This is a genomic window from Motilibacter peucedani, assembly GCF_003634695.1.
Taxonomy (GTDB): Bacteria; Actinomycetota; Actinomycetes; order Motilibacterales; family Motilibacteraceae; genus Motilibacter; species Motilibacter peucedani.
This window is the reverse complement of record NZ_RBWV01000013.1, coordinates 380,734-399,559: the sequence shown is the minus strand read 5'-3', so window position 1 is coordinate 399,559 and position 18,826 is coordinate 380,734. Positions and strand designations below refer to the sequence as shown.

General features: G+C 74.0%; 26 protein-coding genes and 1 tRNA gene. 13 read left to right on the top strand and 14 right to left on the bottom strand.

Annotated features, from left to right (window positions below):
* Positions 1-7: 7 nt before the first annotated feature.
* The 6 genes from CLV35_RS15010 (at position 8) to thpR (ending at position 3,074) form a co-directional block, all read left to right on the top strand.
* Complete coding sequence (locus CLV35_RS15010; protein WP_121194360.1) at positions 8-553, top strand: dihydrofolate reductase family protein; 546 nt, start codon at positions 8-10, stop codon at positions 551-553.
* Positions 550-807 carry a VOC family protein gene (locus CLV35_RS15005; protein ID WP_147431984.1) on the top strand — a complete coding sequence of 86 codons (258 nt, stop codon included), beginning with the start codon at positions 550-552 and terminating at the stop codon, positions 805-807. The genes CLV35_RS15010 and CLV35_RS15005 overlap by 4 nt, the downstream gene beginning before the upstream one ends.
* 122 nt (positions 808-929) lie before the next feature.
* Entirely contained in the window at positions 930-1,568 is a 639-nt protein-coding gene (locus CLV35_RS15000) for a dihydrofolate reductase family protein (RefSeq protein ID WP_121194281.1), read from the top strand.
* Entirely contained in the window at positions 1,565-2,113 is a 549-nt protein-coding gene (locus CLV35_RS14995) for a GNAT family N-acetyltransferase (RefSeq protein WP_231121842.1), read from the top strand. Before CLV35_RS15000 ends, CLV35_RS14995 begins: the two co-directional genes overlap by 4 nt.
* Before the next feature lie 47 nt (positions 2,114-2,160).
* A complete protein-coding gene (locus CLV35_RS20165) occupies positions 2,161-2,556 on the top strand; it encodes a type II toxin-antitoxin system VapC family toxin (RefSeq protein ID WP_183062002.1) in 396 nt (131 codons plus the stop codon).
* A complete protein-coding gene (gene thpR / locus CLV35_RS20160) occupies positions 2,553-3,074 on the top strand; it encodes an RNA 2',3'-cyclic phosphodiesterase (RefSeq protein WP_183062001.1) in 522 nt (173 codons plus the stop codon). The genes CLV35_RS20165 and thpR overlap by 4 nt, the downstream gene beginning before the upstream one ends.
* Here the strand turns inward: thpR and CLV35_RS20155 are convergent.
* Positions 3,061-3,225, bottom strand: a complete 165-nt coding sequence (locus tag CLV35_RS20155) for a hypothetical protein (protein ID WP_183062000.1) — start codon at positions 3,223-3,225, stop codon at positions 3,061-3,063. The genes thpR and CLV35_RS20155 overlap by 14 nt on opposite strands.
* A gap of 62 nt (positions 3,226-3,287) precedes the next feature.
* On the bottom strand, positions 3,288-4,226 hold the full coding sequence (locus tag CLV35_RS14985; protein ID WP_121194279.1) for an AraC family transcriptional regulator: 939 nt from the start codon (positions 4,224-4,226) through the stop codon (positions 3,288-3,290).
* Between the two features lie 91 nt (positions 4,227-4,317).
* Between CLV35_RS14985 and CLV35_RS14980 the strand changes: the two genes are divergently transcribed.
* Genes CLV35_RS14980 through CLV35_RS14970 form a run of 3 tightly spaced genes read left to right on the top strand, consistent with a single transcriptional unit; the run spans position 4,318 to position 6,680 of the window.
* Entirely contained in the window at positions 4,318-4,839 is a 522-nt protein-coding gene (locus CLV35_RS14980; RefSeq protein ID WP_231121841.1) for an anthrone oxygenase family protein, read from the top strand.
* A gap of 30 nt (positions 4,840-4,869) precedes the next feature.
* Positions 4,870-5,565 (top strand): response regulator transcription factor, encoded by a 696-nt coding sequence (locus CLV35_RS14975; protein ID WP_231121840.1) that lies wholly within the window; start codon positions 4,870-4,872, stop codon positions 5,563-5,565.
* Complete coding sequence (locus tag CLV35_RS14970; protein ID WP_121194358.1) at positions 5,562-6,680, top strand: sensor histidine kinase; 1,119 nt, start codon at positions 5,562-5,564, stop codon at positions 6,678-6,680. Before CLV35_RS14975 ends, CLV35_RS14970 begins: the two co-directional genes overlap by 4 nt.
* 31 nt (positions 6,681-6,711) lie before the next feature.
* Here the strand turns inward: CLV35_RS14970 and CLV35_RS14965 are convergent, their stop codons facing one another.
* From CLV35_RS14965 to CLV35_RS14945, 5 genes are all read right to left on the bottom strand, one after another.
* Positions 6,712-7,872 carry a lactonase family protein gene (locus tag CLV35_RS14965; protein ID WP_121194276.1) on the bottom strand — a complete coding sequence of 387 codons (1,161 nt, stop codon included), beginning with the start codon at positions 7,870-7,872 and terminating at the stop codon, positions 6,712-6,714.
* Positions 7,873-8,018: 146 nt separating this feature from the next.
* Positions 8,019-8,162 carry an Rv0909 family putative TA system antitoxin gene (locus CLV35_RS14960; RefSeq protein ID WP_121194275.1) on the bottom strand — a complete coding sequence of 48 codons (144 nt, stop codon included), beginning with the start codon at positions 8,160-8,162 and terminating at the stop codon, positions 8,019-8,021.
* Positions 8,163-8,182: 20 nt separating this feature from the next.
* Positions 8,183-8,977, bottom strand: coding sequence for an alpha/beta hydrolase (locus CLV35_RS14955; protein WP_121194274.1), 795 nt, complete (start codon positions 8,975-8,977; stop codon positions 8,183-8,185).
* A 5-nt stretch (positions 8,978-8,982) separates the two neighbouring features.
* Entirely contained in the window at positions 8,983-9,318 is a 336-nt protein-coding gene (locus CLV35_RS14950; RefSeq protein ID WP_407938216.1) for a GroES family chaperonin, read from the bottom strand.
* A 2-nt stretch (positions 9,319-9,320) separates the two neighbouring features.
* Positions 9,321-9,602 (bottom strand): DUF3618 domain-containing protein, encoded by a 282-nt coding sequence (locus CLV35_RS14945; protein WP_231121839.1) that lies wholly within the window; start codon positions 9,600-9,602, stop codon positions 9,321-9,323.
* A 181-nt stretch (positions 9,603-9,783) separates the two neighbouring features.
* On the opposite strand from CLV35_RS14945, the gene bcp reads away from it, so the two are divergent.
* The gene (gene bcp, locus CLV35_RS14940; protein ID WP_121194271.1) at positions 9,784-10,257 is read left to right on the top strand and encodes a thioredoxin-dependent thiol peroxidase; all 474 of its coding nucleotides are present in this window, start codon (positions 9,784-9,786) and stop codon (positions 10,255-10,257) included.
* A gap of 38 nt (positions 10,258-10,295) precedes the next feature.
* Positions 10,296-10,379: transfer RNA gene (locus tag CLV35_RS14935), tRNA-Leu, on the top strand.
* Between the two features lie 140 nt (positions 10,380-10,519).
* Here CLV35_RS14935 and CLV35_RS14930 read toward each other — a convergent pair.
* The gene (locus CLV35_RS14930) at positions 10,520-12,502 is read right to left on the bottom strand and encodes an ArnT family glycosyltransferase (RefSeq protein ID WP_121194270.1); all 1,983 of its coding nucleotides are present in this window, start codon (positions 12,500-12,502) and stop codon (positions 10,520-10,522) included.
* On the opposite strand from CLV35_RS14930, the gene CLV35_RS14925 reads away from it, so the two are divergent.
* A complete protein-coding gene (locus CLV35_RS14925; RefSeq protein WP_121194269.1) occupies positions 12,490-13,425 on the top strand; it encodes an FAD:protein FMN transferase in 936 nt (311 codons plus the stop codon). The two genes, CLV35_RS14930 and CLV35_RS14925, sit on opposite strands and share 13 nt — an antisense overlap.
* 3 nt (positions 13,426-13,428) lie before the next feature.
* Here the strand turns inward: CLV35_RS14925 and rdgB are convergent, their stop codons facing one another.
* From rdgB to murI, 4 genes are read right to left on the bottom strand one after another with little or no spacing between them, the layout of a single operon-like run.
* Entirely contained in the window at positions 13,429-14,031 is a 603-nt protein-coding gene (rdgB, locus tag CLV35_RS14920) for an RdgB/HAM1 family non-canonical purine NTP pyrophosphatase (protein WP_121194268.1), read from the bottom strand.
* On the bottom strand, positions 14,028-14,747 hold the full coding sequence (gene rph, locus CLV35_RS14915) for a ribonuclease PH (protein ID WP_121194267.1): 720 nt from the start codon (positions 14,745-14,747) through the stop codon (positions 14,028-14,030). The genes rdgB and rph overlap by 4 nt, the downstream gene beginning before the upstream one ends.
* Positions 14,748-14,760: 13 nt before the next feature.
* On the bottom strand, positions 14,761-15,492 hold the full coding sequence (locus tag CLV35_RS14910; RefSeq protein WP_121194266.1) for an MBL fold metallo-hydrolase: 732 nt from the start codon (positions 15,490-15,492) through the stop codon (positions 14,761-14,763).
* Entirely contained in the window at positions 15,489-16,271 is a 783-nt protein-coding gene (murI, locus tag CLV35_RS14905) for a glutamate racemase (protein ID WP_121194265.1), read from the bottom strand. The genes CLV35_RS14910 and murI overlap by 4 nt, the downstream gene beginning before the upstream one ends.
* Before the next feature lie 671 nt (positions 16,272-16,942).
* On the opposite strand from murI, the gene CLV35_RS14900 reads away from it, so the two are divergent.
* Positions 16,943-17,491 (top strand): hypothetical protein, encoded by a 549-nt coding sequence (locus CLV35_RS14900; protein WP_121194264.1) that lies wholly within the window; start codon positions 16,943-16,945, stop codon positions 17,489-17,491.
* Positions 17,492-17,575: 84 nt separating this feature from the next.
* Here CLV35_RS14900 and CLV35_RS14895 read toward each other — a convergent pair whose 3' ends face one another.
* Together CLV35_RS14895 and CLV35_RS14890 are read right to left on the bottom strand one after the other, a co-directional pair.
* Complete coding sequence (locus tag CLV35_RS14895) at positions 17,576-18,523, bottom strand: PLP-dependent cysteine synthase family protein (protein ID WP_121194263.1); 948 nt, start codon at positions 18,521-18,523, stop codon at positions 17,576-17,578.
* 17 nt (positions 18,524-18,540) lie between these two features.
* A complete protein-coding gene (locus CLV35_RS14890) occupies positions 18,541-18,813 on the bottom strand; it encodes a MoaD/ThiS family protein (protein ID WP_121194262.1) in 273 nt (90 codons plus the stop codon).
* Between the last annotated feature and the right edge of the window lie 13 nt (positions 18,814-18,826).

Genomic DNA, 18,826 nt, shown 5'->3' with positions numbered 1-18,826 from the left:
GGGGCCGGTGCTGGTGATGTCGATGAGCGCCTCGGTCGACGGGTTCGTCAACGACCGCGAGGGCGGCTTCGCGTGGACGGAGCCCGACGACGAGCTGTTCGCGCTGCACACGGAGCTGGTGGGGTCTTTGGGGGGGTACCTGTTGGGCCGCAGGCTCTACGAGGCCATGCTGCCGTGGGAGGACGATCCGGCGATGCGCGCCGACGCGGCCATGGACCGCTTCGCCGACATCTGGTGCGCGCTGCCCAAGGTCGTCTTCAGCCGCACCCTCGACCGGGTGCAGGGCAACGCCCGGCTCGCCCGCGCCCCGCTGGCCGAGGAGGCGGCGGCGCTGGGCGCCGGCGGCAAGGACGTGCAGACCGGCGGGGCGACGCTGGCCGCCGCGGCCTTCGAGCTCGGTCTCGTCGACGAGCTGCAGGTGTTCCGCTGCCCGGTCATCGCCGGCGGCGGCACGCGGCACCTCCCTCCCTTGCAGCAACCGGTACGCCTGCGGCTCGTCGAGTCGCGCACGTTCCCCTCGCAGGTGGTCTACGAGCGCTACCAGCGCGAGTGAGCGACGGCGTACGCAGTGGTGCTCACCCGTTGGCAGCTGCTGCTTGTCGCTCGGCGAGGATCCCCAACGCGGCGCTCGGCTTCCTCGGGGCCGACGACGCCGACGAGCTCACCCGCTTGTCTGCCGGGCTCGCCGAGGGAGGCACCGTGCGCGCGGCCCTCGGCCCCGCGGGCTGCTCCCCGCTGTTCGGGATGGTGACCGACCGCTTCGGCGGCACGTGGGTGCTCGACCTCGCGGTCGCGTACGCAGGCTGAGCCCTCGCGCGGCGGGGCGCCCCACGGCCGCCCCGCCGCGTACCGATCACTTCGTCGGTGCCGCCTGGTCTACTCCTCGACGGGCCGGACCAGCCGCCCGCGCGGACCTCGCAGGAGCAGCCATGGGCACCATCACGATCGAGCTCTTCGCCACCCTCGACCTGGTCGCCCAGGCGCCCGGCGGCCCGGAGGAGGACCCCGAGGGCGGCTTCCCCTTCGGCGGCTGGCAGGCGCCGCTGTTCGACGAGGTGGCCGGCGCGCAGGTCCTCGCGGCCTACGAGGGCACCGACGCGCTGCTGCTGGGACGCCGCACCTTCGACATCTTCTCCGCCTACTGGCCCCATCAGAAGGGCGGAGAGGACGGCGACATCGCTGAGCTGTTCAACCGCATCCCGAAGTACGTCGCCTCCCGCGGCGAGCCCGACCTGTCGTGGGCCGGCTCGAGCACGCTCGGCGCCGACCTGCCGGCCGCTGTGCGCGAGGTCCGGGACAGGCACCGCGACGTCAAGGTCGTGGGTAGCCTCGACCTCGTGCAGACCCTGCTCCGCGAGCGGCTCTTCGACACGCTCGACCTCTGGGTGCACCCGGTCGTGCTCGGCGTGGGCAAGAAGCTGTTCGAGGGCGGGGCGGTGCCCGCGAACCTCAGGCTGCTCGAGCCGCCGGTGGCGAGCCCCAACGGCGTGGTGCACCTGGTCTACGGCCTGGCCGACGGTGTCCCGACGACCGGCGACATGGGCGCACCCGACCGGGGTGCCGGGTGACGCTGCTCGTCCGTCCCGAGCTTCCCGACGACCGGGCGGTCGTCGAAGACCTGCACCTGCAGGCGTTCGGCGACCACGGGCGGGTGGTGGCCGACCTGGTGGAGAGCCTGCGCGGGCTGGTGTCCGGCGGCCGCGGCACGTCGCTGGTCGGCGAGGAGGACGGGGCGGTCGTCGGCCACGTGATGGTGACCGACGCCCTGCTCGACGCGCCGCAGAGGCTCGTCACCGTGCGGGTGCTCAGCCCGCTGTCGGTCCTGCCTGCCGCGCAGCGCCAGGGGGTCGGCCGCACCCTCGTCGCCGCAGCCGTCGACGACTGCGCCGCTGCAGGCAGCCCGGCCGTCTTCCTCGAGGGCGACCCCCGCTACTACTCCCGTCGGGGCTTCTCGCCCGGTGCGCCCCACGGGTTCCGCCGCCCCTCGCTGCGCATCCCCGAGGCCGCCTTCCAGGTGCTGCTGCTGCCGGCGCACGAGCCGTGGATGACCGGCACGCTCGTCTATCCCGACGTGTTCTGGACCCACGACGCCGTCGGGCTCCGCGACGCCTAGCAGCACGACAGGGATGACGAGGCCCACGCCGTGCCACTGTGGTCCTCGTGCCGCGCTACGTCATCGACCCGAGGGTCGCGCTCCACCTCGCGTCGTCCGGCACGCAGGTGGACGCAGCGCACCAGCTGCTCGCGCCCGCCCTGCTGCGCTCGCAGGTGCTGTCCGCCCTCTACGCCGCCGTGCGGCGAGGGGGGCTGACCCGCGCCGAGGCCGACCGGCAGCTCGACTCCGTGCGCGGGCTCCGGCTGCGCCTGCTCGGCGACCGGGTGCTCCAGCGCGTCGCCTGGGAGGTCGCCGACGAGCTCGGCTGGCCCGACACGCTCGACGCGGAGTACGTCGCGCTCACCCGCCTCCAGGCCGACGCCCTGGTGACGCTCGACGCCGCTCTCGCCGGGCAGGCGGCGAGGCTGGTGCCGGTCGCGCCGCTCGACGCCCTGCTGTGACCGACGACCCGCCGACCCGCGTCTTCGTCGCGCTCTGGCCCTCGGCCGAGGCGGCCGCGCACCTCCAGGCTGCCCTCGACGCGCTCGACGCACCGCTGCGCTGGGTGCCGGCCGAGCGCCGGCACATCACGCTCGCGTTCGTCGGCGACGTCGACGGCGAGGGCGTCGCGAAGGTCGTGCAGCATACGCAGCAGGCAGTCCGCTCCTCGGCGCCCCTGCACCTGCAGCTCGCAGGCGCGGGCCGCTTCGGCTCGTCGGTGCTGTGGGCGGGCGTCGCCGGCGACACCGAGCCGCTCGCGGCGCTCGCACGAGCCATCGGGTGGCAGGACGAGCAGTTGCGGTCGCATCTCACGCTGGCGCGCGGACGGGGGAAGCCGGATCTGCGCCCGTGGGCGCAGCGGCTCGCGGACTACGCCGGCCCGGAGTGGACGGCGCAGGACGTGACCGTCGTGCGCAGCCTGCTGGGCCCGAGCCCGCGCTACGAGGTGCTCGAGCGGATCGCGCTCACGACCCCCTGAGCCGGTCGCGCTCCTGCTCGAGCTGGCGGCGCTGGTCCACCACCTCCTCGGGCACGACGGCCGTCGGCAGGGACGGGTCGATGCCGTGCCGCTCGTCGAGCTCGGCCAGCTCGCGCTCGACCTCGGCGAGCCTGTCGTCCTCGCTGGCCACTGCAGCTCCTCCTCGTCACAGGGAATCGGTGTGCGCCAGCCTCCTTCCCGCTCGACCGGCGTTCACGCCGTCGAGCGCGCCGCCTGCCGCCACTGCGCCGGGCTCTGGCCGCGCTCGCGCGTGAACGCGGCGCTGAGCGCGTAGCCGCTGCCGTAGCCCACTCTCCGGGCCACCGCGTCGAGCGTGCTGGCCGGCTCGAGCAGCAGGTCGGCCGCGAGCGAGAGCCGCCACGCGGTCAGGAACGCCATCGGCGGCTCGCCGACCAGCTCGGCGAAGCGGCGGGCCAGCGCCGCGCGCGACGCCCCGCACGCGCGGGCGAGCGTCGCGACGGTCCACGGCTGCTCGGGCGACTCCTGCAGCAGCCGCAGCGCCTTGCCCACCACGGCGTCGCCGGTCGCGCGGTACCACCGCGGGGTGCCGTCCGCCGGCCGCGCGAACTCCGCGCGGAGCACTGCTACCAGGTGCAGGTCGAGCAGCCGGTCGAGCACCGCCTCCTGGCCCGGCAGGTCGCGGCCGACCTCCTCGGCGAGCAGGTCGACGAGAGGGTCCGTGCGCTCCTCGCGGCGCACCACCATCGCCGGCGGCAGCGCTCCGAGCAGCCGCCGGCTCACCTCGCCCTCGACGACGTAGGTGCCGGTCACGAGCTCGGTCTCGCCGTCGAGGTCGTTGCCCCACGTGCGCACCCCGAGCTCCCGCATCACCGCCGGCTGCACGAGCGCCTCGCACTCCTGCCCCGGCCCGATGCGCACCTGCGGCGGCGTGCTCGTGGAGTCGGCCACGACGTACGCCGCCGGCCCGGTGAGCAGCGCCACGTCGCCCGGGCGCAGGTGCACGGGGTCGGCACCCGAGGGCAGCAGGTCCGCAGAGCCGCTCACCACGGTGACCAGCGAGAGCGGGGCCTCGTCGGCGACGAGGATCGACCACGGCGCGGCCAGCCGCGAGCGCAGCAGGAACGCACCGCGCGCCCGCGGACCGTCGAGCAGACCGGCGACCGAGTCCACGACGCCGAGGCTAGCCACTCCGAGACGACGGCGCATGCACCGCAGACTCGCGACCATTCCCGACGCGCGTTCCAGCCGCTGCACTGGAGCCATGACAGCACTCCAGATGCTCACCACCGGCGGGACCACCGCCGCCGGTGCCTCCCGTCCCCTCGTCATCGCCGCCGCCGTCGGTGCCGGCCTCAACGGCGGAGTCTTCTTCGCCTTCAGCTCGTTCGTCATGCCGGCGCTCGACCGGCTGCCGGCGAGCCAGGCGGTCGCGGCGATGCAGTCGGTCAACGTCACCGCCGTCCGCGCGCCCTTCATGACCGCGCTGTTCGGGACCGCACTGCTGGGCGGCGTCGTGGCGTTCCAGGCTGCGCGCCACCGCGGGTCGGCGGGCTCGACGCTGCTGCTGGTCGGCGGCGCGGTCTACCTCATCGGCGTCGTCGGCGTGACGATCGCGGCGAACGTGCCGCTCAACGACACCCTCGCCACGGTCGACCCCGCCTCCGCAGGCGCCGCGCACGCGTGGTCGCAGTTCAGCGGTCCGTGGACCGGCTGGAACACCGTGCGCACGCTGGCCGGGCTCGCCTCCGCGGCGCTGCTGACGGTCGGCGCGACGCGTACGTGACCTGCCCTCCGCCGCCGTAGGCTGAGGCGCGTGCCCGGCTCGGTCCTCGTGGTCGACGACGACGCCGTCGTGTCCGGCGTCGTCGTCGACTACCTGCGCCGGGCGGGCTTCACCGCCCACTCGGTCGCCGACGGCGGCCGCGGGCTCGCGGCGGCCCGCGAGCACCGCCCCGACCTCGTCGTCCTCGACGTGATGCTGCCCGGCGTCGACGGGATCGAGGTCTGCCGGGCGCTGCGCGCGGAGGTCGCGACCGCGGCCACGCCGGTCATCCTGCTCACCGCCCTGGGCCAGGAGGACGACCGCGTGCTCGGCCTCGAGGTCGGCGCCGACGACTACGTGACCAAGCCCTTCAGCCCCCGCGAGCTGGTGCTGCGCGTCGAGTCGGTGCTGCGCCGCGTACGCGGTGGCCCGGTCGCCAGCGCCGCCGACGTCACGAGCGGCGGGGTCGTCGTGTCCCCGTCGTCGCGCCGGGTGCACGTGCGCGGCGCCGAGGTCTCGCTGACAGCACGGGAGTTCGACCTGCTGGCCTTCCTCGTCGCCCACCCCGGCCAGGCGTTCAAGCGCGAGGAGCTGCTCGAGCGGGTCTGGGGCTGGTCGTTCGGCGACCGCTCCACGGTGACGGTGCACGTGCGGCGGCTGCGCGAGAAGGTCGAGGCCGACCCGGCGGCGCCGGTGCTGCTCGAGACGGTGTGGGGCGTGGGCTACCGGTGGGCGGCGACCCCGTGAGCCTCGGCCCCGACACCCGCGTGCTCGTCGTCGCCGCCGCCTGCTCGCTGCTGCTCGGCGGCGCGCTGCTGCTGGTCTTCCGGGCGCTGCGGCGGCTGCCGATCGGCGTGAGCCTCGCCGGCGCGGTCCTCACCGCGGTGCTCTCCGTGGTGGCCGGCACCGCGGTCGCCTCGCACGAGATGTACCTGACCGCAGGCGCTCTGCACGTCGTCGTGATGATCGCCGTCGTGGCCGGCCTCGGCGCCGCGGTCGTCGGACTGCTCCTCGCCCGCGAGGTCGCCCGCGACGTCCGCGAGGCCCAGCGGCACGCGGCGTCGCTGGCCGAGGCGCGCGCGTACTCCCCCGGCCGCCGCTCGCGGACCGCCGAGCTCGCCGACCTGTCCGACGAGCTCGACCGCACCGCCGCGCGGCTGGCGGAGGCGACCGAGCGCGAGCGCTCGCTGGAGAGGTCACGGCGCGAGCTGGTGGCGTGGGTGTCGCACGACCTGCGTACGCCGCTGGCCGGTCTGCGCGCGGTGGTCGAGGCGCTCGAGGACGGCGTGGGCGCCGACCCCGCCGTGCAGCTCAAGACGGTGCGCACCGAGGTCGACCGGCTCACCGGGATGATCGACGACCTGTTCGAGCTCTCGAGGGTGCAGTCCGGCGCGCGGTCGGGGCGGCGGGAGCGCGTACGCGTGCACGACCTGGTGAGCGACGCGATCGCGGGCGGACGGCCGGTCGCCGAGGCCCGCGGCGTCGAGCTCGTCGGTGCTGCGGGCGAGCAGCTGGTGCTCGAGGGTGACGTCAGCGCGCTGCAGCGGGCGCTGGACAACCTGGTCGGCAACGCCGTGCGGCACACCGGCTCCGGCGGCACGGTGCAGGTGACCGCGCGCCGCGCGGGCGGCGAGGTGCTGCTCGAGGTGAGCGACGGGTGCGGCGGCATCGCGCCCGCCGACCTGGACCGCGTGTTCGACACCGGCTGGCAGGCCGACGCGTCACGCTCGCCGGGCGGCCGCGGCGGAGCCGGTCTGGGACTGGCCATCGTGCGCGGCATCACCGAGGCGCACGGCGGCACCGCGACGGTCGAGAACGCGGGCGAGGGCTGCCGCTTCCGGCTGGCCCTGCCCGCGTCCTGACGCGCTCCTGCTGGTCCCGCCAGCAGCCGGCTCAGCTGGCGACGAGGCCCTCCGGGCCGCCCGTGGCCGGGCTGAACTGCGGCAGGCCGGCCACGTCCTCGACCTGCGCGAGGCTGCCGTCGGAGCCGATCGACCAGCCCTGCACCGTGCCGGTGAGCGGGTTCAGCGCGTAGAGGTGGTCGTCGTCGGAGCTCACCGACAGGTCGAGCGGCGCGCCGTCGCCCACGGCGCTGACGGCACCGGTGCCGCCGACCTGGGTGACGTCGCCGTGCGGCCCCGTCTTCCAGGCGGCGAGCGTGCCGCTGCCGCTGTTGGTGCCGAAGACGAAGTGGCGCGAGGCCGCGTTCCAGCACAGCGCCGCACCCCCGTCGGGGGCCGACGCGCCGAGCCTCGTGAGCGAGCCGTCACTGCCGACCGCGTAGACCAGCGTGCGCGACACCGACGCGTCGGTCAGGACGAGGTGGTCGCGCCGGTCGAAGGCGAAGCTGAAGGGCACGCCGTCGACGGGCGTGACGGCGGGGGTCGGCGCGAGCGTGCCGTCGCTGCGCACCGGGTAGCCGAGCACCGTGCCGCCGACCTTGGTGGTCACGAGCAGGGTCCGGCCGTCGGGCGTGAAGCCGACCTGCCCCGGCGAGTGCAGGAACTCCGGGACGGCGGTGTTGGTGATGCCTACGCTGCGCGCGGAGCCGGGGATGGCGGTGAGGCTCGACCCGGCACCGATGCGGAAGCCGGTCACGCCGACCGAGCCGCCGCCGTTGAGCACGTAGACCAGGTCGCCGGACACGCTGACGCTGACGGGGAACGAGCCGCCCGTCGAGAGCACCTGGCGCCGGGTCAGCGTCGCGCCGTGGACCGAGAAGACGGTGAGCGTGCCGCTGCCGGCGTTGACGGCGAGCAGCAGGCCGTGCGCGTGGTCGAGCACGAGCGAGCCCTGCGAGGCGAGCGCGTCGAAGGGGGCGCCCTGCGTGACTCCCCCGTTGCCGCCGGTGGCCCACGCGCCCGAGGCGACGAGCGAGCCGTCGCGCAGCCTGGACCAGCCGACGACCGTGTTGCCCGACAGGGCGTTCTCCTGGACGAAGGCCGCGCCGCGGGGGCTGTTGTTGGGCGTCGCCGCGAAGGCAGGCGGCGTGACCGCCGCGCCGGCTGCGAGGGCGCCGGCCAGGGCGAGGGTGCGGCGAGTGGTGCGGTGCATGGACGGACCTCCGGGACGGCGGGAGAGGGACTCCTCGAGGTTCTCCACCGTCTGCCGCCGCGCCAAGGGAACCGGCGCGTACGTCACAGGTCCGTAAGAAGTCCGCCTCCCGGTCCGGGAGGTTCGTCCGTGCCGAAGCGGGCTGGCTACTCGCCGATCTTGGCGTCGGCCGCCTTCTCCGCGGACTCGATCTGCTGCTCGCCCTTGCCGCCGGTCTTGGCCTCGGCCGCGTCGCCCGCCTTCTCGATGCCCGCGTCGCTGGCCTTCTCGATGCTGTCCTCGATGCCCATGACTGCTCCTCGTCGGTCGACTACGGCGTCGGGAGCCCCGGCGCCACGAGCCCTCTACCCACCAGCCCCCGCGCGAACTCGACGGACCTGGAGAAGATGAGCGGCGCGTCGTTGTCGAGCGTCGCGACGTGGTAGCTCTCCTCGAGCACCACCTCCTCGACCGTCGTGCCGGTCGCGCCCGCGCGCAGCAGCTCGGCGGAGAGCGGCTCGACGACGTGGTCCTCGCGGCTGCGGAAGAGCAGCACGGGAGCGCGTACGAGCCCGAAGTCCCTCCGGGTGACGGTCCAGAGCCGCTGCAACGACGCGAATGCGGCCACCGGCGTGCGGTCGTAGGTCGGCTCGTGGCCTCCCGGGCGCTTGATGTCCCCGCCGATGGCCGGCCGTGACCTCACCGCCCACGAGACCCAGCGCGCCAGCCGGGCGTCCCACCGCTCGGTCGCGTAGGAGGGGTTGACCACCACGAGGCCCGACAGCGGCCGCCGCTCGGCGAGTCGGGTGACCAGGGTGCCACCCATCGAGAGCCCGCCGGCGACCACCGTCGAGCAGCGGGCGGCCACCTCGTCGTAGGCCGCCTCGACCTCGGCGTACCAGTCCTGCCAGGTCGTCGAGTTCGCGTCCTGCCAGGTGGTGCCGTGACCGGGCAGGCGGGGCACGCGCACCGTGAAGCCTTCAGCGGCGAGGTGCTCGGCCCAGGGCCGCATGGAGGCCGGTGAGCCGGTGAACCCGTGGCTGAGCACGAAGCCGATGCCGTCGCCGACGCCGTCGCGGTCGCCGTCGGCGGAGAAGGGCTCGGCGCCCGGCAGCACGCTCGTCATCGCGCTCAGAGGTAGAGCCCGGTCGCGCTGTCCGCCACCCGGGCCGCGGCGAGCGCCGACACGTCGCGCTCGCGCAGCATCACGTAGGTCGCGCCGTGCAGCTCGACCTCCGGCTTGTCCTCGGGGTCGTAGAGCACGCTGTCGCCGGCTTCGATCGCGCGGGCGTTGGGGCCGACCGCCGCGACCGTGCCCCAGACCAGGCGCTTGCCGACGGCGGCGGTCGCGGGGATGACGATCCCCGCGCCCGTGCGGCGCTCGCCCTCGCCGGGCGTGAGCCGCACGAGGACGCGGTCGTGCAGGAGCCGGACGGGGACGCCGGGCTCGAGAGCGGTCACGGGCAGGCTCAGCGGCGCCGGGCGCGCAGCACCACGAGACCCAATGCCGACACGGCGGCGGCCGCGGCTCCCGCGAGCCGGTCGACGCGCAGGCTGCCGTCGGGCGCGACGACCTGCTCGCGCGCCTTCTCCTTGAGCCGGGCCACGACGTTGGCGGGCTTGACCCGCTCGCTGATCTCGTCGATGGTCCCGGCCAGCCGGTTGCGGGTGAGCTCGATGTCGCGCTCGATGTCCTTGGGCGAGCGGTTCGCCGCACCATTCGGCGACACGGTCCGGGAGGGATCGCTCACGGTGGGTTCCTCCTGCGCGGCATCGGCGGCGGTGGCCGGTGCGTCTCGGTGACGGGTGCTGGACTCTCTATGCCCGATCATGGCGGACGCATACGCGTCAGGGCGAGAGGGGGGCTGCTCGACGAGCCGGCCGTCCGGGCCGGGGCTAGGCTGCCGCCGACCCCTGCGAGGAGGACGACGCATGACCGAGACGAGCAGGCTGTCGCCCGGCGACACCGCGCCCGCCTTCACCCTGCCCGACGCCGACGGCACGCCGGTGTCGCTGGACTCGCTGCGCGGGCGCAAGGCGGTCGTCTACTTCTACCCCGCCGCCGGCACGCCGGGCTGCACCAAGCAGGCCTGCGACTTCCGCGACTCGCTCGAGCCGCTCGCTGCGGCCGGGTACGCGGTGGTCGGCATCTCCCCCGACGCTCCCGCCAAGCTGGCGAAGTTCCGCGACGCCGAGCAGGTGAGCTTCCCGCTGCTCTCCGACGCCGACCGCTCGGTGATGACCGCGTGGGGCGCCTACGGGACCAAGTCGCTCTACGGCAAGCAGGTCACCGGCGTCATCCGCTCGACGTTCGTGCTGGACGAGCAGGGCACGGTCGAGAAGGCGATGTACGCGGTGAAGGCCACCGGCCACGTGGCCAAGCTGCGCCGGGAGCTCGGGGTCTGAGGCGTGGTCAGCGTCGGCCCTAGGATCGACGCCGTCGGGCGGGAGTGGCGAAACTGGCAGACGCGCGGGATTTAGGTTCCCGTGCCCGAGAGGGCTTGGGGGTTCGAGTCCCCTCTTCCGCACACGGGTCGGTGGACGTGGGCCTGCGCGCCACACGGGGGAGTGACGCGCAGGCACCACGAGTTGACCACCGCGACGGCTCGGCGGTCCGGCTTCCGCCGCTGCTCACCCGAAGTGGTGAGCAGCGGCGGCACCGACTGCACTAGCGGGCTGACAGGTCGTAGACCGTCACACCACCGACCGTGGTGGCGGTGTAGGTCGAGGACACCCACGACGCGATCTCGCCCGAGGCGTTGCTGCCGCCCCTCTGCGAGCCCATGCCCATCCCGCCGCCGCCGATGAAGTAGTGGATCGTGCCGGCGGCGACGAGCGCCTCCAACTCGGCGAGCGTGGGTGAGGGGTCGCTGCCGTTGAAGCCCCCGATCGCCATGACCGGGTCGCCGCTCGCGAGCTGGTAGCCCGAGGCGGTGTTCGACCCGACCGCCGCGGCCACCCACGTGTAGTCGTCGGCATTCGTCTGCAGCAGCGCGGTCAGCTCCGCGGTGGGCGTCGAGCCGTTGAGCAGGCCGCCGGCGCCGCCGCCCGTGGGTCCCCCCGTGGGGGCGCCGGTGCCGCCGCCGACACCCGCGGGCGGCTGGCCGCCCGGTCCGCCGGGGCCGCGCTGGCCGCCGAAGCCGCCTCGCCCGCCCGGGCCGCCGGAGCCGGCGACGGTGGGACCGGCGGTCACGATCGACCCGGTGTGGGGCGTGGCTGCGGTCTCCACCGCGTACGCCGCCGGTCCCGCCAGCGCCGCGACCAGCGAGAGCGTCACTGCGGCGGCGGTCACCCGAGCGCCGAGCTGCGGTGCGAGCAGCGCGACCGCGGCGACGACGCCCACGACGAGCACCACCGGGCGCAGCCACGGCACGAAGTCGGCCGAGCGGCCGAGCAGCACCCATGCCCACCAGGCCGAGACGAGGACCGCGGCTGCGAGTACGCATCTGGCCCACAGGGCCGCGCGCTCGCGCCAGACGAGGGCGGCGCCGATGCCGACGGTCGCGCCGATCGCGGGGGCGAGGGCGACGTTGTAGTAGGCGTGGAAGATGCCCCTCATGAAGCTGAAGGTGAGGAAGGTGACCACCAGCCAGCTCCCCCACAGCAGCAGGGCAGCGCGCGCCACGTCGGTGCGGGCGGCGCGGCGCAGCGCCACGAGGCCGCCGACCAGCAGGAGCAGCGCGGCGGGGACGAGCCAGGAGGCCTGGCCGCCCATCTCGGCGTCGAACAGCCGGAGGATGCCGGTCTCGCCCCACATGCCGGTGCCGCCGCCACCCCCGCCGCCCACGCTGCCGGTCTCGTTGCCGCTCAGGCGGCCGAGGCCGTTGTAGCCGATGACCAGCTCGAGGATGCTGTTGTGCTGCGAGCCGCCGATGTAGGGGCGGGCGGAGGCGGGCATCAGCTCGACGGTCGCGATCCACCACCCGCACGAGACCAACAGCGCGAGACCGGCGCCGAGCAGCTGGACGATGCGACGGCGTACGGGTGTGGGCGCCAGCACCAGGTAGGCGAGTGCGAAGCCGGGCACCACGAGCAGCGCCTGCAGCATCTTGGTGAGGAAGCCGAAGCCGATGAGAGTTCCCGCGAGGAGCAGCCACCGCGTCTCGGCCTTCTCGACCGCGCGCGTCATCGCGTAGGCAGCGCCCATGAGCAGCAGCACGAGCAGCGCGTCCGGGTTGTTGAAGCGGAACATCAGCACCGCGACCGGCGTGAGCGCGAGCACCGCGCCGGCGAAGAGACCGGCGGCCGGCGTGGTGACGCGGCGCACTGCCTCGTAGAGCAGCCCGACGCTCGCCACGCCCATCAGCGCCTGCGGCACCAGCATCGACCAGCTGCTCATGCCGAAGACACGGGCGGAGAGCGCCATGACCCACAGCGAAGCCGGCGTCTTGTCGACGGTGATGGAGCTCGCGGCGTCCGAGGAGCCGAAGAAGAAGGCCTTCCAGCTCACCGACCCCGCCTGCACGGCGGCCGCGTAGAACGAGTTGGCCCAGCCGGAGGCTCCGAGGCCCCAGAGGTAGAGCACCGCGGTCAGGGCGAGCAGGCCGACGAGGGCAGGCCGGACCCACGAGAGGTCCTTGCCCGGCGGCGTCGGCATCGGCGGGGGCGGCAGTGGGTCGACTCGTGGTGGGGCGAGGGATGTCGAGGTCATGCCGCAACTCTCGCCAGGCGCTCTGTCGCTGCGTTGTGCCTGCACTGTGCGGTTCCTGTGCCTCGATCGGCCGCCGACAGCACATGGAACGACCAGCCGGTGCTCAGCCCACGCACAGGGATCGGGCCGACGCTCGAGGCATGAACCTGCTACCCGTGACCCGCACCGGTGACATCCGTACTTCCGTCGGGCTCGTGGACCCGCGGCTGCACCGACGCGCTGTCAGGATCGCCCGACGGCACGTCAACGCCGCACTCGGCGCGTGCTCGACGTCGTTCTCGTCGGAGATCGTACGCACGCGCCGGGCAGGCACCGGACCTGTCCACATCAGTCCACTGTTGGCGTGGATCGTGTCTCAGTCCTTGGAGGCCGCGCGACTCACTGACGGCGCCTTCGACCCGACCGTGCGACCCGGTGGCACGACCAAGGTGCTCGTGGGTTGCGGAGGCAGCGCACAGCCGCCGCGGCGAGCGGCAGGGTGGTGCACGGTACGCGTCGACGCCGGCATGCTCGTCATGCCACACGAGACCACTCTGGTGCTCCAGCCGGTGGCCCTGGCGATGGCCGCGCAGAGCGCCGCACGAGAGATCTACGCGCGGTGCGGAAGCGGAGCGCTCGTCGTCGCCGGCGCCTCCGCCGCCGTCGCCGGCGAGACGCGGGAGTGGGACATCCCCGGCGGCCTGCTGCCTCGCGGCACGGCCCGCACGTGGGCCGGGCCGGAGGCGGTCGTCGACCCCGGGTCCGGTCGCGAGGTCGTGCCGCTGTGGCGGGAGGTCGTGGTCACGTCCCCGAGCGCGCCCGCCGCGGCCGCGCTCGCGATCGCCGCGTCGGTGTGGCGCACGACCGCGCCCGAGCGGCTGGCGCACCTGGGCGTCAGCGCCCGGTTGACCAGCCTGGCCGGCGAGACGACGTGGGTGGCGTGACGCTCAGGAGCGGGCCAGCGTGCGCAGTGCCCCCGACAGTGCGCGAAAAGCCCTGCCGCGGTGGGAGATCGCGTCCTTCGCGGCCGGGGACATCTCTGCCGTGCTGAGCTCGTGCCCCTCGGGCACGAAGACGGGGTCGTAGCCGAACCCGCCCTCTCCCCTGCGGGCGCGCAGCAACGTACCCCTCACGACGCCCTCCTCGACGTGGCGCGAGCCGTCGGGGCGCACCAGCGCCGCCGCACACACGAAGCTCGCTCCGCGGCGCGCATCCGGCACGTCGGCGACCTGCGCGAGCAGCAGGTCGAGGTTGGCCTGGTCGTCGCCGTGGGTGCCGGCCCAGCGCGCGGAGAAGATGCCCGGCATGCCGTTGAGCGCGTCGACGGCGATGCCGCTGTCGTCGGCGATCGCCGGCAGGCCCGTGGCACGCGCGGCCGCCTCGGCCTTCAGCAGCGCGTTCTCGGCGAAGCTGACCCCGTCCTCGACCACCTCGGGCACGTCGAAGCCGTCGAGCCCGACGACCTCCACCCCGGCGACCGCCTCGGCGGCGAGGATCCGCTGCACCTCCTGCAGCTTGTGCGCGTTGCGCGTCGAGAGCACGACCTTCATCGCCCCAGCGCCTCCGCCTGCAGCACGCCGAGCTGCGTGCAGCCGCCGGCCGCGAGCTCGAGCAGCGCGTCCAGCTCGGCCTTGTCGAACGGCGCGCCCTCGGCGGTGCCCTGCACCTCGACGAAGCGGCCGTCGCCGGTCATGACGACGTTCATGTCGGTCTCGGCCTTGACGTCCTCGTCGTAGCAGAGGTCGAGGCGGGGCTCGCCGTCGATGATGCCGACGCTGACCGCGCTGACGGAGTCCTTGAGCGGGTTGCCCTTGAGGGCGCCGCGCTCGCGCAGGTATCCCACCGCGTCGGCGAGGGCGACGTAGGCGCCGGTGATGGCCGCCGTGCGAGTGCCGCCGTCGGCCTGGAGCACGTCGCAGTCGAGCACGATCGTGTTCTCCCCCAGCGCCTTCTCGTCGACGACCGCCCGCAGGCTGCGCCCGACCAGACGGGAGATCTCGTGCGTGCGGCCGCCGATCCTGCCCTTGACCGACTCGCGGTCGTTGCGGGTGTTGGTGCTGCGGGGCAGCATCGCGTACTCCGCTGTCACCCAGCCCAGACCGCTGCCCTTGCGCCAGCGCGGCACGCCCTCGGTGACGCTGGCCGCGCACAGCACGCGGGTGCGGCCGAACTCGACCAGGACGCTGCCCTCGGCGTGGGCCAGCCAGCCGCGCGAGAACGTGACGGGGCGGAGGTCATCGGCGCTGCGGCCGTCGGGTCGTGCCATGGGGACGAGCCTCTCAGACCTCGTGCACCCCGCCCGAGGCGGCCAGCACGACCTCGCCGCCGTAGGCGCCTCTCGCCTGCTCCAGCGCGTCCGCCGGGTCGGTCCAAGTCGGGATGTGCGTGAGCACGAGGCGTCCGGCGCCGGCTGCTGCGGCCAGCTCACCGGCCTCGGCCCCCGTGAGGTGCAGGCCCGGCAGCGGCTCCTCGGCCGCGGCCTCGCACAGGAGCAGGTTGCAGCCTGCGGCGAGCTCCTGCAGCCTCGGGTTCGGCCCGGTGTCGCCGCTGAAGACGAGGCTGCGGCCCTCGTGCTCGAGGCGCATCGACCACGACTCCCCCGGGTGCGCGGCGCGGACGGCGGTGACGCGTACGTCGCCCACGTTCAGCTCCGGTGTCCACGCCTCGAACGTCATCGTGTCGAGGCGCTCGGGACGCTCGACGCCGTAGGCGCGGGCCATCCGCTCCGCCGCGCCCGTGGAGGCGACCGCGCGCAGCGTCCCCGCCCGGCCGGCGTCGCCGTACTTGGCGGCGACGTGCCAGGCGCACAGGTCGAGGCAGTGGTCGGGGTGCAGGTGGCTCAGCAGTACCGCGTCGACGTCGGCGAGGCGTACGTGGCGCTGCAGCGGGCTCAGCGAGCCCGGGCCGACGTCGAGCACGATGCGGGTGCTGCCGGCCTCGACGAGGTAGCAGCTCGCGGCGCCGTCGCGGCCCGGTCCCGAGCCCGAGCAGCCGGCGACGGTGAGCCTCACGCGGCCTCGATCTCCGGCCCGAGGAACCGGCGGCCGAGTTCGGTGAACAGCGTCGAGTCGCCGGTGGACAGGAACACGTGGCGCGGCGGGGGCAGCTGCCCGTCGCGCAGCAGGCCCTTGTCGTTGAGCACGCGGTAGAGGTCGCGGGCCGTCTCGTCGGCGGAGTTGACCAGCGTGACCGACTCGCCGACGACGTACTGGATCGCGCCCGCCAGCAGCGGGTAGTGCGTGCAGCCCAGCACGATCGTGTCGACGCCCATGGCGACCATCGGGTCGAGGTAGCCGTGGGCGACCTCGAGGACCTCGGGCCCGCTCGTGACGCCGGCCTCGACCAGCTCGACGAAGCGGGGGCAGGCCTGGGTCGTGAGCTTGAGGTGGGGCGCGGCGGCGAAGGCGTCCTCGTAGGCGCCGCTGGTGATCGTGGCCGACGTGCCGATGACGCCGACGTGGCCGTTGCGGGTGGCCGCGACCGCGCGGCGGACGGCGGGGCGGATGACCTCGACGACGGGTACGCCGTAGCGCTCCCGCGCGTCGCCCAGCACCGCCGCGGTGGCCGAGTTGCAGGCGATGACCAGCGCCTTCACGCCCTGGGCGACCAGGCGGTCCATCACCTCGAGTGCGTAGGCGCGCACCTGCGCGAGCGGCTTCGGGCCGTAGGGCTGGCGCGCCGTGTCGGCCATGTAAAGCACCTGCTCGTGCGGCAGCGAGTCGAGCACGGCCCGCGCCACCGTCAGCCCGCCCACGCCTGAGTCGAAGATGCCGATGGGTGCGTCCGCCACGCCACCCACCCTCTCACCCCGCCCCTCCTCCCGCCCTACGCGACATCCCCACCTCCAGCCTCACAACGTCGTGGTCCTTGGTCACCGCTATAGGGCTACCACCCTCCACAACGTCGCCCCGGCCGCGCTCGCCGCGGCCTGCCAGTGCGCGGGCCGCTCGTCGGTCGGGTCGCCGCAACGGGCCACCTCCGTCCACAACGTCGTACGACGACCGTGGCGGCTTCCACAGGGGCACAGCACCTGGTGGTGGTGCCGGCTGTCTCGGTCCGAACCTGCACCCCGTGGACGATCTGGAACGACTCGTGAAGTGGCAGGAAGGCGTCGTGAGCCAGCAGCAGGCTCTCGAAGCCGGCATGACGCACTCGGCGCTGCGACGCCGGGTCTCGACTGGCCGCTGGCAGCTGGTGCAGCCACGGACGTACCTCACCCACAGCGGGCCGCCGAACTTGCCGTCGCGCCTGTGGGCGGCCGTGCTCGCCGCAGGTCCTGACGCGGCGCTGAGCCACGACTCAGCGGCGGCCCTGTGGGGCACCGCCCCCGGCTACTCCGGTCCGGTCCGAGTCATGATCCCGTTTGAGCAGAACCCACCGCAGCTGCGAGACGTACGCCTGCGTCGTTCCCGTCGCTTGCGGCCCGTGCACCATCCCAGCACGAGCCTGCCCTGTACGAGCGTGGAGGCGACCGTCTTCGATCTGGCCGACGAGGCGGTGAAGGTCAGGGACGCCCTCGCTGTGGTCGCGGCTGCGCTGCAGCGACGCGCGACGACCGGCACGAAGCTGACGGCGGAGCTGACCTTCCGCAACAGGGTGCGCTGGCGGGGCGGGATCACAGCGGCGCTCTCCGATCTCGCCGGCGGAGCCGAGTCCGTGCTCGAGCTCGAGTACCTGCGCCGCGTCGAACGCGCGCACGGCCTGCCGACCGCGCGCCGGCAAGCGCCTGCGTTCGTCCAGGGCACATGGGCGATGCGGGACTGCCTCTACGACGAGTACGCCGTCATCGCCGAGCTGGACGGCTGGCTGGGCCACGGGGACGCAGCCGGCCGCTTCCGCGACATGCGCCGGGACAACGCTGCCGCCACCAGAGGCCAGACGACCCTCCGGTTCGGGCACGCGGACGTCTTCGGCGAGCCATGCCAGGTCGCCCGGCTGGTCGGTGAGGTGCTGACGCGAGCCGGCTGGCCGGGTCCCCTACGACGTTGTGGTCCCTCGTGCTCGCTGTAGGGCGATGGAGCACCACGACGTCGTGGTGCTTCGTGCTCGCTATAGGGCGATGGAGCACCACGGTGTCGTGAGGAAGAGGGCGGGCTAGGCCCAGAGGGAGCCCTCGATGGACTCCTCGGCCTCGTCGAGGTCGCCCTCGTAGGCGCCGGTCGAGAGGTACTTCCAACCGCCGTCGCAGACGATGAGGGCGATGTCGGCCTCGCGGCCCTCCTTGACGCAGCGGCGGGCGATGCCGAGAGCCGCGTGGACGATCGCGCCGGTCGAGATGCCCGCGAAGATGCCCTCCTGGGTCAGCAGCTCGCGCGTCCGCTTCAGCGCGTCGCGCGGCCCGACCGAGAAGCGGGTCGTGAGGATCGAGGCGTCGTAGAGCTCGGGCACGAACCCCTCGTCGAGGTTGCGCAGCCCGTAGACCAGCTCGCCGTAGCGCGGCTCGGCCGCCACGATCTCGACTCCCGGCACCTTCTCGCGCAGGAACCTCCCGACGCCCATCAGCGTCCCCGTCGTGCCGAGCCCGGCCACGAAGTGCGTGATCGTCGGCAGGTCCTCGAGCAGCTCGGGCCCGGTGGTGTCGTAGTGCGACTGCGCGTTCGCCGGGTTGCCGTACTGGTACAGCATCACCCAGTCGGGGTGCTCGGCCGCCAGCGACTTCGCGACCCGCACCGCTTCGTTGGACCCGCCCGCCGCCGGCGAGTGCAGGATCTCGGCGCCCCACATCCGCAGCAGCTGCGAGCGCTCGGCCGAGGTGTTCTCCGGCATGACGCAGACGATGTTGTAGCCCTTGAGCTTCGCGGCCATGGCGAGCGAGATGCCCGTGTTGCCCGAGGTGGGCTCGAGGATCGTCATGCCCGGCTTGAGCACGCCCTCGGCCTCGGCCCGCTCGACCATCGCCAGCGCCGGCCGGTCCTTGACCGAGCCGGTCGGGTTGCGGTCCTCGAGCTTGGCCCACAGGCGCACCGACGGCGACGGCGAGAGCCGCGGCAGCCCGACGAGCGGGGTACGCCCGACCGAGTCGAGCAGGGAGTCGTAGCGCACCGGAGGGGCCGGCTGCCTCAGCCGCCGGCGACGGCCGGGAGGACCGTCACGCTGTCGCCGTCGTCCACGGAGGCCTTGAGCCCGCCGAGGAAGCGGACGTCTTCGTCGTTGAGGTAGACGTTGACGAAGCGGCGCAGGGCGTCGCCCTCGACGAGGCGGTCGCGCAGCCCGGGGTGGCGGCTCTCCAGGTCGGCGATGAGCTCGTCGAGCGTGGTGCCAGACCCCTCTACGGCCTTTGCGCCGTCGGTGTAGGTCCGCAGGATCGTCGGGATCCGTACCTCGACCGCCATTGCACACGCCTCC